Source organism: Flavobacterium sp. KACC 22761, from assembly GCF_034058155.1.
Lineage (GTDB): Bacteria > Bacteroidota > Bacteroidia > Flavobacteriales > Flavobacteriaceae > Flavobacterium.
Window position 1 is genome coordinate 2,253,431 of the sequence record NZ_CP139148.1, and the last position, 12,191, is coordinate 2,265,621.

Annotated in this window: 13 protein-coding genes; 4 read left to right on the forward strand and 9 right to left on the reverse strand. The window is 32.6% G+C overall.

Annotation, left to right across the window (positions count from 1 at the left end):
• The first annotated feature begins 101 nt into the window (after positions 1-101).
• From SCB73_RS09800 to SCB73_RS09815, 4 genes are all read left to right on the forward strand, one after another.
• Complete coding sequence (locus SCB73_RS09800; RefSeq protein WP_320569849.1) at positions 102-977, forward strand: flavin reductase family protein; 876 nt, start codon at positions 102-104, stop codon at positions 975-977.
• 33 nt (positions 978-1,010) lie between these two features.
• Complete coding sequence (locus tag SCB73_RS09805; protein WP_132990812.1) at positions 1,011-1,382, forward strand: DUF3127 domain-containing protein; 372 nt, start codon at positions 1,011-1,013, stop codon at positions 1,380-1,382.
• Between the two features lie 183 nt (positions 1,383-1,565).
• Entirely contained in the window at positions 1,566-2,210 is a 645-nt protein-coding gene (gene aat, locus SCB73_RS09810) for a leucyl/phenylalanyl-tRNA--protein transferase (RefSeq protein ID WP_320569850.1), read from the forward strand.
• A 2-nt stretch (positions 2,211-2,212) separates the two neighbouring features.
• Positions 2,213-3,010, forward strand: coding sequence for an MOSC domain-containing protein (locus SCB73_RS09815; protein WP_320569851.1), 798 nt, complete (start codon positions 2,213-2,215; stop codon positions 3,008-3,010).
• Here SCB73_RS09815 and SCB73_RS09820 read toward each other — a convergent pair.
• The 9 genes from SCB73_RS09820 to SCB73_RS09860 form a co-directional block, all read right to left on the reverse strand.
• A complete protein-coding gene (locus SCB73_RS09820; protein ID WP_320569852.1) occupies positions 3,007-4,899 on the reverse strand; it encodes a DUF3857 domain-containing protein in 1,893 nt (630 codons plus the stop codon). The two genes, SCB73_RS09815 and SCB73_RS09820, sit on opposite strands and share 4 nt — an antisense overlap.
• Entirely contained in the window at positions 4,896-6,782 is a 1,887-nt protein-coding gene (locus tag SCB73_RS09825) for a transglutaminase domain-containing protein (protein ID WP_320569853.1), read from the reverse strand. Before SCB73_RS09825 ends, SCB73_RS09820 begins: the two co-directional genes overlap by 4 nt.
• A 119-nt stretch (positions 6,783-6,901) precedes the next feature.
• Positions 6,902-7,612 (reverse strand): HesA/MoeB/ThiF family protein, encoded by a 711-nt coding sequence (locus SCB73_RS09830; RefSeq protein WP_320569854.1) that lies wholly within the window; start codon positions 7,610-7,612, stop codon positions 6,902-6,904.
• 138 nt (positions 7,613-7,750) lie between these two features.
• Complete coding sequence (gene thiH, locus SCB73_RS09835) at positions 7,751-8,887, reverse strand: 2-iminoacetate synthase ThiH (RefSeq protein ID WP_320569855.1); 1,137 nt, start codon at positions 8,885-8,887, stop codon at positions 7,751-7,753.
• Between the two features lie 40 nt (positions 8,888-8,927).
• A complete protein-coding gene (locus SCB73_RS09840) occupies positions 8,928-9,305 on the reverse strand; it encodes a GxxExxY protein (RefSeq protein ID WP_320569856.1) in 378 nt (125 codons plus the stop codon).
• A 131-nt stretch (positions 9,306-9,436) separates the two neighbouring features.
• Entirely contained in the window at positions 9,437-10,213 is a 777-nt protein-coding gene (locus SCB73_RS09845) for a thiazole synthase (protein ID WP_320569857.1), read from the reverse strand.
• Positions 10,194-10,832, reverse strand: coding sequence for a thiamine phosphate synthase (locus SCB73_RS09850; protein WP_320569858.1), 639 nt, complete (start codon positions 10,830-10,832; stop codon positions 10,194-10,196). The genes SCB73_RS09845 and SCB73_RS09850 overlap by 20 nt, the downstream gene beginning before the upstream one ends.
• Positions 10,825-11,565 carry a hydroxymethylpyrimidine/phosphomethylpyrimidine kinase gene (locus SCB73_RS09855; RefSeq protein WP_320569859.1) on the reverse strand — a complete coding sequence of 247 codons (741 nt, stop codon included), beginning with the start codon at positions 11,563-11,565 and terminating at the stop codon, positions 10,825-10,827. The genes SCB73_RS09850 and SCB73_RS09855 overlap by 8 nt, the downstream gene beginning before the upstream one ends.
• Positions 11,532-12,131 (reverse strand): thiamine phosphate synthase, encoded by a 600-nt coding sequence (locus SCB73_RS09860; protein WP_320569860.1) that lies wholly within the window; start codon positions 12,129-12,131, stop codon positions 11,532-11,534. The genes SCB73_RS09855 and SCB73_RS09860 overlap by 34 nt, the downstream gene beginning before the upstream one ends.
• Between the last annotated feature and the right edge of the window lie 60 nt (positions 12,132-12,191).

Sequence of the window (12,191 nt, forward strand, 5' to 3'; positions counted from 1 at the left end):
CCGAAAGATTTTTGTTTTTATGTCCCAAACTATTTCTTCGAATTAAACCATTTCTATACTTTTGCAGTTACCAAAATGAGGTTTGGTTAAAACGAAAATATATGATTAGCATCGATCCAAAAGAGATACCAACGGTTAAGTTACAAGGTTATCTACAAAGTGCTGTAGGCCCGAGGCCAATTGCTTTCGCAAGCACAATAAGCGAGAAAGGAATCCCGAATTTATCGCCTTTCAGCTTCTTTAATGTGTTTAGTGCTAATCCGCCAATTTTGGTTTTTTCGCCAGCGAGACGCGTTCGTGACAATACCGTAAAACACACTTTGATTAATGCAGAAGCTACAGGCGAAGTTGTAATTAATGTTGTAAATTATGATATAGTACAGCAAACATCATTAGCAAGTACAGAATATGGAGAAGGAGTAAACGAATTCATAAAAGCAGGTTTGACTCAAATTCCGTCTGATCTTGTAAAACCATATCGAGTAAAAGAATCTCCGGTTCAGTTTGAATGCAAGATTACGCAAATTATTCCGTTAGGAACTGAAGGAGGAGCTGGGAATCTGATTTTGTGCGAAGTGTTGAAAATTCATATTAACGAATCAGTTTTGGATGAAAACGGAGCAATCGATCAGCATAAAATTGATTTGGTTTCAAGACTTGGGGCAAACTGGTATTCAAGATCGAATCAAGGACTTTTTGAAGTGCCAAAACCGCTTACAACTTTAGGAGTTGGAGTAGATGCAATTCCGAATTTTGTTAAGGAAAGTCCTGTATTTAATGGTAATGACCTCGGAAAATTAGGAAATATAGAAGCCTTGCCTACTACGGAAGAAGTTAGTATATTTGTGAAAGAAAATTTTTCTGTGAAAGGAGTTTTAAGCTCAGATGATCAAGAAAAAATTCATTTAGAAGCCAAAAAATATCTCAATATTGATGATGTTGCCTCAGCTTGGAAAGTGCTTTTAGCCAAAAAATAAAAGAATAGAAACAATAATTAATTATAGAAGAAGATGGAAGTTATAGGAAAAGTAAAAGTGGTAAATCCTGAGCAACAAGTTAGTGCTTCATTCAAAAAAAGAGAATTAGTAGTAACGACAGATGAGCAGTATCCACAACACATTTTAATCGAATTTACTCAAGATAAATGCGATTTATTAAGCAACTATAAACTAGGTGAAGCAGTAAAAGTTTCTATCAATTTAAGAGGAAGAGAATGGGTTAACCCACAAGGAGAAACTAGATATTTCAATAGTATTCAAGGTTGGAGAATCGAAAGATTAGCACCAGAAGGTCCTGCACAAGGCGCACCAATGCCAGCTGCAGAAACTTTTGCACCAGCAACAAGCATTAACGAAGATGAACCAGACGATTTGCCGTTCTAAAAAAGGGTAAATTCCAAATAATAAAATTCCAAATTCCAATTCACTAATGTGTATTTGGGATTTGGAATTTTAGTTTATTTTCGTTTGATGTCATTTCGACCAAGGGAAGAAATGACAAGATTGTAAAAGTTTGGAATTTGGAATTTAATTTTATTGGAATTTAATTTTATTGGAATTTAAAAAATGTATTATTTATTCAACGATTTATTTTTTCCGCCAGTTACAGAAGCTGATGAAGAAGGCGTTTTGGCAATTGGTGGCGATTTAAGTTCTGAACGTTTACAATTGGCATATAAAAGCGGTGTTTTCCCTTGGTTTAATGAAGGAGAACCGATTCTATGGTGGGCGCCAGATCCGAGAATGGTTTTGTTTTTTGATGAATTGGTGATATCCAAAAGCATGAAAAAGATTCTCAATAAGAAAATGTTTAAAGTTACTTACAACAAAAATTTCAGAGAAGTAATTTCGAATTGCCAGCAAATAAAACGCGACGGACAAAACGGAACTTGGATTTCGGATGAGATGATCGAAGCTTACTGCAAATTAAATGAGGAAGGATTTGCAAAATCCGTTGAGGTTTGGCAGGATGATGAATTGGTTGGCGGTTTGTACGGAATTGATTTAGGAAAAGAAAAAGTTTTTTGTGGAGAAAGTATGTTTTCTAAAGTTTCAAATGCTTCAAAAACAGCTTTCATTGCTTTAGCCTTATATTTGAAAAAAGAAAATTACAAGTTATTAGATTGTCAGGTTTATAATCCGCATTTAGAAAGTTTGGGTTGTCGAGAAATTGATCGAGAAGAGTTTATGTCCATTTTAAAAAGCAAGTAGAAATGAGTGCAGTTTACAGTGTAAAAGAAATTTATATTTATCCGATAAAAAGTTTGGCAGGAATCAGTCTTGAGTCTGCAAAAGCAGAAGAAATGGGATTTGAAAATGATCGCCGTTGGATGTTGATTGATGCAGAAAATCAAATGCTGACGCAGAGAGAGCATCGCATTATGAGTCAGTTTTATCCGCAGATTTCAAATGGAAAAATCACTATTACTTTTCAGGATCAAAAGCATGAATTTTCTATTAACGAACACTTAGAAAACGCAATTGAAGTAAATGTTTGGGATGACAAAAGCGAAGTGGTTGAGGTAAATCGTGAAACATCAAAATGGTTTAGCCAGCATTTGGGTTTTGAATGTAAATTAGTCAAAATACTTAGAAATGGAGCTCGCAAACACGAAAGCTCCAGATTAAAAGAAACATTCAATGTGAGTCTGGCAGACGGTTATCCGTATTTATTGATTGGAACAGAAAGTCTTGATTTTTTAAATGAGAAATTGGACGAAAAAATTACCATAAAAAGATTTCGACCAAACCTAGTAGTAAGCACTGAAAATCCTCATGAAGAAGATGATTTTACCACTTTTACAATTGGAGACGTTCAATTTAAAAACATAAAACCTTGCGGAAGATGTGTTATGGTGAACAATGATCCGGAAAATGGGAGTTTAAAAAAAGAACCTTTAAAAACTCTCAGCAAATATAGAAATGTCGATAATTCGGTTTTGTTCGGAACTAATATTGTGAGTTTGAATTCGGGAATTATCAACGTTGGCGATGAGGTTATTTTTTCTTAGTTGATTCTAGTTAAAAGTACCGAAGCATTATTGAAATCGTATAAAGCGTTGACTAAATCTCTGTATTCAGGATATTTTTCTTTTTCTAAATAGGTGAAATTATAAAATTCTTCGACAGCTATTTTTACAACATTTCCTTCAATTTTTGCGCTTGATTTAAATAGGCCAATAACTTCATTATTATTGTTTTTGATTTCTTTGTTGAAAGCAAGATTTTCAACATTTTTGATGCTGTAACCCGTCGGAATATTTAAGTTGATAAAATTTACATTCTTTTTTGGATAAGATAATACAATTGGATTTGTTCTGTTGATTTCCTGATGCAAGCTGATTTGTTTTCCTAATACTTTTCCAATGGTAATCAGATTGTTTTTTCCTGCATTTTCAATCCAAGACTCTTTTATTTTCATTTCACTAGTAATAGTAAAAGGTTTTTCAGTGTCATAATTGTTTTTGTATTCTTTGTTTTCAAAAGTGTATTTCTGCACTTCAACATCGATATCATTAAACGTATTGTTCTTTACAAAATCATTGATTTTTTCGGGCGAAATATACTTTATAACATATCTAAAATAAGCAGCAAGATAACCGGCATAAGTACTTTTTTTGTTTACCAAAACAGTTTCCATATCATCATCAATAGTAATATCGCTTGTTGCTTTTACAACATTGTCATTCATTAAGACATTCTCGATTTTTTTGAATTCATAAGTAACCTGCTGTTTCGGCTCCTGATCAAAATAAACGGCTTCATTGTTTACAGAAAGTGCGTTTGGCTGGCCATACGGCATCCAGAATTGAAAAGGAGAAAGGTATTTTTTTGTTTCGGGAATGTAAATTAAAATTTCCGACAATGCATCTGGGACTACATTTTCTTTATCAAATTTGTCGTCAAATTTATCTGTAGAAGCTGTAAATTGATATTTTATTTTAAGGAAATCTAAAACGTCTTTATAAAAATACAGAACCATATTTCGTGACATTTTTTTTGTTTCCAGCGCTTTTTTATAGACGTATTGTTTATCAAGTTCTATATTCTCTTTTAAAAATATATCCATGATTTTTATTTTTTCGTCTGTTGAAAGGGCAGGGTCATTCAATTTATAATCTTCAACAAAGCCTTTAATCATTGATTTGGCGCTTACGCCATCGGCAAAATTGTAAAGAGAGTTGTAGTAGTTTATGTAATTGTATGCTTTTGAAGTATTTAGGAAATAATAAACCTTTGCTAGATTTGCCACATTTGTAGCATTTTTTTCAAACTTATAAGCAGGCAAATTTGATGCAGTGTAAATAGTAATTGTGCCTATGCTTTCATTTTTCATTCCGTTATAAGCTGCTGTGTAAGTTTGTGCCTGCGAAATTTTATTGATTTGGAATTTAGCATCAATCACTGGAATGTCCCTTTGAAAATATTCTACGCCACTAAATTCTGGGAAATCCTTAATTACATAATAGTATTCAATAATATCACCTTTTTCTACACCTTCAAAAACAAATTGTTTTTCACTGGTTCCTTCTTTTTCGATAATTTTCTCTTTAGGAAGTTCCTCGATTTTTCCATCAGGTTTAATAACGCGAACTTTTAAATCTCGATAATCTCGTACATAACGATTGTTTATCGCGACTTTGTTGTATTCGTTTATTCCTGTTTCAGAAAGGATTTTTATGGCCTGATGTTTTACAATAAAAGCTTTATAAGCATAACCACCAACTTTATTTTCATAAAGTCTGTAATCTTTTAAAACAACAGCAGGATACGAAGCAAATTCAGCAGGAATCTCTTTAAACTTTGGGGATTCATCCCATTTATAATTTTTTACCTCTTCTTCCTGAGAGAATGAAATTTGCGACAATAAAATAGTGATGAAGAAAATTAGCTTTTTCATTTTTTTACGAGGATAATATTTTGATTGTATTGTTTTGTGATATTTTTAATGGCAGTATTCCAAGTTTCAAAATTAGCTTTTTCAACAAGCAGGGCATTCATTGCCATTTTTTGATTTATAATAATCGTATTATTTACTTTTTTGTAAGTAATGGTTGCGGTAAAAAAATCATTGCTGAAAGTAAAGTTTTCAGGCATATAATCTACAATATACCCATCTGGAATTGTGAAATCATATTCAAAATCATATGATTTTTTGAAATCATTTTCGAGGGGCGTTTTTCTTTTTTCGATATTGATTCTTGCATTAGAATACGGAAAAAACAAAATCGGCTTGAAAAGTAATTGATTGTCGCTCTTTTTTATCCATTTGTTTAGCTCAAATTGGTATTGAATTTCAAGCGGATTTTGAGATAAATCATCATTTTTAATCTCGACATTCGATGTTTTGATGTTCTGAATAAAATAAGAAAAATAATTTCTCAGCATTTCACTTTTATCGGTGGATGTCTTGTAAACACTGATAAATTGTGTTTTTAAATAACCACTTAAATCTAAATTTGTTTGTCCAATCAATACATCTGATTCTAATTTTATTTTGAATTTTCCGTTCGTTTTATTTTGATCTGAAGAAACAACTGGAACTTTGATGATTTTGTATTTTTCATCATCAATTTTTATTAACGCTTCTTTTCCTTGAATAAACGGTGTAGCATTTGGAAATAAGGAATAATGACCGGTTGCATCTAGAAACAGTTCTTTGTTGTCGATTTTAGCGACTGTAATCATATGATTATCCACAATTGGACTGGGCACATTTTCATAAGTATAATTGTTATGGCGCGTACCAATCCATGCAATACTGGATTCTATGCCAGCATAATGCAGCATTTCGTTCAGCAAATTTGCCATGTCTTTGCAATCGCCATATTTTTTTTGCAAAACAGCTGAGGCGTCTCTCGGAATAAAGCCACCCATTCCGTCTTCAAATGCAACATAATTTACTTTGGTTTGGACAAAATCAAAAATGGCTTTGGCTTTGTCAGCGTCTTTGGTTAATCCGGTGATTAATTCTGCCGTTTTTTCTTTTACAGTAGTTTGATCTTCTTTGTTTATCTCCTTGATGGTTTGCGCATAAAAGCGATAAAGATTTTCTATGTTTCCAACGACATTATGAGTGCCAGAAGCATTTTTATAATTTTTAATGTAAAAAATTAAATGCGGACTAAAATAAGAAAAGGTAGGAGAGTCACTTTCCTTTTCCTCTTTTTCAGTATTTAGCATCTGCCAAGAATAAACTGTAAAATCACCGTCAGTTTCTTCATGAAATTCAATATTTTCATTATTCGCATTACCCTGAATAGTGTATCCGATTTCTACATCTTTTGAAACTTTCAGCACTATTTTTGATGATTTGCATTCTAGATAATCTTTGAAATAGTAGCTTTCAAGATATTGCGGTTTTTTAAACTCTTTTTTGTAAAAAGAATACGTTTGAGAGCCTTCTTCAAGGTTTAAAAAATTGTAATATTTGAATTTCATGTCATGAACAAAAACTTCATCGATTTCACGGTCTCCGGTTCCAATAAATCCAATTTTTTGTTTTTTGTTGGCCGGTGAAATGCTGTAAGCTTCAATGTCAAAAACTCTTTCAAAAGAGTCTATATAGCTTATTCGATTTCCTAAAATCGATTTATCATCCTTGTCTCCAATCCACTTTTTTTCTGCCGAAGCAAGAATAATCGAAGGGAGATTATTTTTTACAGTAATTTCATAAGAATCTTTTTTTTCAGCGATATACGATTTTGGTTTTGTACTTTGAGCAGTACCTGAAAAATATACCAGAAACAAGAGAGGAAAAAGAAATTGTAAATTTTTAATCATTTAAGAAATATAATTTGAGGCTTTCTACGATAGTTTTAATGACAATATTAACAAATTAAATCAATTTAAAACAATCATTTTCCGTAAGTTTTCTCAAATTATATAAATAATTTTCTTACTTAGAAATTTAGCTTTATAAAGTTCCAGTTTAAAGTATTGAAAATTACCAATTCATTATTTAAAGTGGGTAATTCGAGAATCAATTTCAGCGTTTCATGTGCCATCATGTTCCCGATAATTCCAGGCAAAGTTCCTAAAACGCCATTTAAATTGCAATTCGGAACATCTTTCGGGTCTGGCATTTCCGGAAATAAATCGCGAAGGTTTTTACTTCCATTATGATTGAAAACTGCAATTTGTCCTTCAAACTTTAAAATACTTCCGTAAACCAAAGGTTTTTTTAAGACAACGCAGGTATCATTGACCAGATAACGAGTCGAAAAATTATCAGAACCATCCACAACAATATCATACTGTTCCATAATTTTTGAAGCATTTTCAGGAGTTAATTTCTCATTAATGGCAACAACTTCAATTAGCGGATTTAGCTTAGAAACGACTTCTTTAGCAACAATAGATTTATACTGACCAATTTCATTTTCAGTATATAAAATCTGTCTGTGCAGATTATGAATTTCAATAGTATCAAAATCCATGATTCCAATAAAACCAGCTCCTGCCGTGGCAATATATTGCAAAATCGGACAGCCCAAACCGCCGGCGCCAATTACCAAAACTCGTGCTTTTTTTAATTTTTCTTGCCCTTCATCGCCAATTTCGGGAAGTATAGTTTGCCTGTTGTAACGAAGGAATTCTTGTATAATGCTCATTTTAATTTAGTCTTAAAGTTTGAAAGTCAAAAGTCGAAAGTCAAAAGTCGAAAGTCAAAAGTCGAAAGTCGAAAGTCGAAAGTCGAAAGTCAAAAGTTGAAAGTCGAAAGTCAAAAGTTGAAAGTTAATTTGTAGACTTTATGACTTTAGGCTTTCCAACTTTCGACTATAGGCTTGGTGCCAATCTTTCCAAACAGGTTCATAACCTGCATTTTTTATGATTTTTGAAATTTCTTCTGCCGAACGCTCATCGCTGATTTCGAATTGTTCCAAAGATTGCGGATCAACTACATAACCGCCCGGATTTGTTTTTGAACCAGCGCTCATACTTGTAACGCCAATCGGGATAATATTGTTTCTGAATTTTTCGTTTTCACGCGTTGAAATTGAGATTTCTAAATCTTCATTCCATAGTCTGTAAGCGCATATTAATTGGGTTAGATCTTTATCATCCATAATAAAATTGGGTTCGATAATGCCTTCAGCAGGACGCAGACGCGGAAACGAAACAGAATACTTCGTCTGCCAATATTTTTTCTGAAGATAATCTAAATGTAAAGCATTAAAAAAACTGTCTGTTCGCCAATCTTCCAAACCTAATAAAACACCCAAACCAATCTTGTGAATTCCAGCCGTGCCTATTCGGTCCGGAGTTTCCAATCTATAATCGAAGTTTGATTTTTTACCTTTTGTGTGATATTTTTTGTAAACTTCTTGATGATACGTTTCTTGATAAACCAAAACTGAGTAAACTCCAGCATCATGTAATCGCTGATAATCTTCTGTGGAAAGCGGCTGCACTTCAACAGAAATAATCGAAAAATCCTTTCTAATTAAATCAATGGCATTCATAAAGTAATTGATATTTACAGTATAATTCGCTTCGCCTGTGACTAGTAAAACATGATCAAAACCAGTATTTTTTAATGCTTCGACTTCCAGTTTTATTTCGGCATCAGAAAGTGTTTTTCTTTTGATTTTATTGTCGAGACTGAATCCGCAATAGGTACAAATGTTTTGGCATTCGTTGCTCAAATATAATGGAGCGTACATTTGAATCGTTTTCCCAAAACGTTTTTTGGTGATTTGATGGCATTTTTGTGCCATCTGTTCCAGATAATTTTGTGCAATGGGAGAAATCAGAATCAAAAAATCATCTAGCTTGTATTTGGTTTTGGCCAAAGTTCGCTCAACATCTTTTGATGTGGTTTTGTATATTTTGGATTGGATTTCATCCCAATTATATTGCTCAAAAATAGATTTGAATGTTTTCATTTTTTATTTTGTTTCCCGCAGATTTTGCAGATCGTGCAGATTAAATTTTATTAGCAACACGATGAATATTTTCAAGAATATTAGAACAATTGAAATTGACTAATAATCCAAGTTTTTTATTCGTCAATTTTAAATAAGTATTTAGCTGTTTAAAATGAATAGGTTTTATTTCGTCCACTGATTTTAATTCTATAATTACTTTATCCTCAACTAAAATATCTAGTCTAAAAGTTATGTCTAAATAGATATCATCATATTTAACTGGTAAATCAATTTGTTTAACTACTTTTAATCCATCTTTTTCCAATTGATAGTATAGTGCACTCTCATATACTGATTCTAATAATCTTGGCCCAAGAGTGTTATATACTTTAAAAATTGCTCCTCTAACTTTATATGAAATCTCATTTTCAGACATGTTTTTTTAATTCAAAAAAAAGGAAAATTCTTTCTTTTTTTGTGTGGCTAAAAAATCATAATCAATAGATTTAGTACTTTCAACATAAAATTATCTGCCAAATTCGCGAGATCTGCGAGAGAAAATTAGATTTATTCATAAAGAAAAGAAGTCAAAGGGCTAGAAGCAGAGGCAAAGCTCTGTTGAGTAGCAATTCGCGCTTCAAAAGCTTTTCTTCCAGCAATTACGGCTTCTTTAAAAGCCTCAGCCATTAATTTTGGATTTCCGGCAACCGCAATTGCAGTATTTACCAAAACCGCATCGGCGCCAATTTCCATGGCTTTGGCAGCATCAGAAGGAGCGCCGATTCCAGCATCTACAATAACAGGAACAGTACTTTGTTCGATTATGATTTCCAAGAAATCAATTGTTTTTAGGCCTTTATTACTTCCAATTGGCGAACCCAAAGGCATGACTGCCGAAGTTCCAGCGCTTTCTAAATGTTTGCACAAAACAGGATCGGCATGAATGTATGGAAGGACGATGAAACCCATTTTTGCCAATTCTTCAGTTGCTTTTAAAGTCTCAATCGGATCCGGCATTAAATATTTTGGATCAGGATGAATTTCGAGTTTTACCCAATTGGTTTCTAATGCTTCACGAGCTAGTTGTGCAGCGAAAATGGCTTCTTTGGCGTTTCGTGCTCCAGATGTATTCGGCAGTAAATTGATATTTGGATGTTTTAAATGCGATAAAATGGCATCGGTATCGGTTTCTAAATCTATTCTTTTCAGAGCTACCGTAACCAATTCACTTTCTGAAGCTAAAATCGCGCTTTCCATTTCTTGGTTTGATCCAAATTTCCCCGTTCCTAAAAACAAACGAGATTTGAAGCTTTTATCTCCAATATTAAATAATGATGTTTGCATATAATTTTTCGTTTAATTGATGAATTAATATTTTCTTTTCCAAACTTTCTGTGATGATTCCAGAAACGGCAATTCCATGAATTCCTGTTTCCATTAACGGACTTACATCTCTCAATGTAATGCCTCCAATGGCATAAACAGGAATTTCAATTTTATTTTTTTTAATTTTCTGAAGAATATCAAAATAGCCTGACAATCCTAAAATCGGACTTAATTTTTCTTTTGTGGCAGTAAAACGAAAAGGCCCTAAACCAATATAATTACAGCCATTTTTGACATGATTTTCAATGTCTTCAAAAGTATTAGCAGTTCCTCCAATCACTTTCGAAGTTCCCAAAAGCATTCTCGCGTCCTTAATTTTGGCATCAGTTAAACCCAAATGAACGCCGTCAGCATCTATTTCTTTAGTAAGATGCAAATCGTCGTTTACAATAAAATTGGCTGTGTACTTTTCACATAAAGGTTTTACCGCTTCCGCTAAAGTGAAAGCATCTTTTTGTGTTTGGTTTTTAAAACGCATTTGAACCCAATTGCATCCTGCGTCAAGCGCTTGATGAATATTGTGCAATTGTTTTTCGATAGTTTCGCCCTGCGAGATATATTGAAGTTTGCTATACATAGTGATATCCGATTAAGGTTGATGTTGAACTCAGGTATTTTTCGATATAGGTTTTGGCGTTTTTACAAGCCATTTCTAAAGTCTGATTTAAAGCTAAATTTGAAGCAATTGAAGATGAAAGCACACAACCTGAGCCATGTTTTTCATAGTATTTTTTTTCTGAAGGAAGCAATTCTACGATTTCATCTTTTAGAAATAACCGATCTGTTCCTAAAGCCTTTTCGTTGTGCCCGCCTTTCAATAAAATGTTTGTTGAAAATTCATTTTCTTTAAAAGTAAAATCAGGAAACAGAATTTTGATTTCATGATAATTGGGAGTTATTAAATCAATTTTGGACAGAATTTTGTCTAAGGCCAAATGATCTTCAATTTTCATAAATTCAAATTCGGTAGTTGATTTTAAGACGGGATCCCAGACAATTTTTGTCGAAGGAGATAAAAGTTTTATAGTTGAAAGAATTCGGTTTAAATAATGAAGAGTTGGAACAATCCCAATTTTTACAACACTAATTTTATAACTTAAAAATAATGTTTCAATAGAGCGAATCACAAAACTTAAATTAGTCCATTGAATTTCATAAAATTTATTTTCAGTCTGAATAGTATTTGCTGTTGAAATGGCAAAACCCACGACTTTATGCTGTTCAAAGGTTTTGATATCAGCCAAAATTCCGGCGCCGCCCGACGGATCTAAACCTGCTATTGTAAGTACGAATGGACGATTTTCTGACATAATTTAAATTGTTTTAATGGATTTTTACTATTCCAAATAGTTCCTAAAAGAGCGACATCATCAAAGCTATTTTCAAGTGCTTTTTGAATATTTTCTGATTCAATTCCGCCTAAAGCAATCACTTTTGTGTTATAATTTGTTCTTGATTTTAATGATTCAAAAAGATCCATTTCTGGAAAATAATTCTCTTTAGAGATGCTTTTGAAAACTGGACTTAGAAAGGCATAATCAAAATTTTCGAGAGAATTAAAATCTTCAATTGAATGTGTTGATGTTGATTTATACAGACAAGGTCTTGAAAACTTTGAAGGAAAATCATTCAGACTTTTTCTTTCTTTTTCGGAAAAATGAAGTCGGTTAATTCCAAAATCATCTGCCAAATAATGATGATTATGCAAGACAATTCGGTCCCGAAATTCCAATTTTAGCTGATGAATAAATTGCGCCATTTCCAACTCCGAAAAATCAGGTTTCCGAATATGAAGCAAAGACAATCCTTCCTCCAGTAAAGAATGAAGAATTTGAATTTCATCTTCGATAAAAGAAGGATTTGTAATTACAATCATTTCAAAAAAGTATTAAGTATTAAGATGAAAGTATTAAGATGAAAGTATTAAGATGAAAGT

Bases quoted from the DNA above. Each gene is read 5' to 3' on its own strand.
- aat (WP_320569850.1), top strand. From the start codon at position 1,566: ATGTATTATTTATTCAACGATTTATTTTTTCCGCCAGTTACAGAAGCT.
- SCB73_RS09855 (WP_320569859.1), bottom strand. From the start codon at position 11,565: ATGTCAGAAAATCGTCCATTCGTACTTACAATAGCAGGTTTAGATCCG.
- thiH (WP_320569855.1), bottom strand. From the start codon at position 8,887: ATGAAAACATTCAAATCTATTTTTGAGCAATATAATTGGGATGAAATC.
- SCB73_RS09860 (WP_320569860.1), bottom strand. From the start codon at position 12,131: ATGATTGTAATTACAAATCCTTCTTTTATCGAAGATGAAATTCAAATT.
- SCB73_RS09845 (WP_320569857.1), bottom strand. From the start codon at position 10,213: ATGCAAACATCATTATTTAATATTGGAGATAAAAGCTTCAAATCTCGT.
- SCB73_RS09825 (WP_320569853.1), bottom strand. From the start codon at position 6,782: ATGATTAAAAATTTACAATTTCTTTTTCCTCTCTTGTTTCTGGTATAT.
- SCB73_RS09805 (WP_132990812.1), top strand. From the start codon at position 1,011: ATGGAAGTTATAGGAAAAGTAAAAGTGGTAAATCCTGAGCAACAAGTT.
- SCB73_RS09820 (WP_320569852.1), bottom strand. From the start codon at position 4,899: ATGAAAAAGCTAATTTTCTTCATCACTATTTTATTGTCGCAAATTTCA.
- SCB73_RS09815 (WP_320569851.1), top strand. From the start codon at position 2,213: ATGAGTGCAGTTTACAGTGTAAAAGAAATTTATATTTATCCGATAAAA.
- SCB73_RS09840 (WP_320569856.1), bottom strand. From the start codon at position 9,305: ATGTCTGAAAATGAGATTTCATATAAAGTTAGAGGAGCAATTTTTAAA.
- SCB73_RS09850 (WP_320569858.1), bottom strand. From the start codon at position 10,832: ATGTATAGCAAACTTCAATATATCTCGCAGGGCGAAACTATCGAAAAA.
- SCB73_RS09800 (WP_320569849.1), top strand. From the start codon at position 102: ATGATTAGCATCGATCCAAAAGAGATACCAACGGTTAAGTTACAAGGT.
- SCB73_RS09830 (WP_320569854.1), bottom strand. From the start codon at position 7,612: ATGAGCATTATACAAGAATTCCTTCGTTACAACAGGCAAACTATACTT.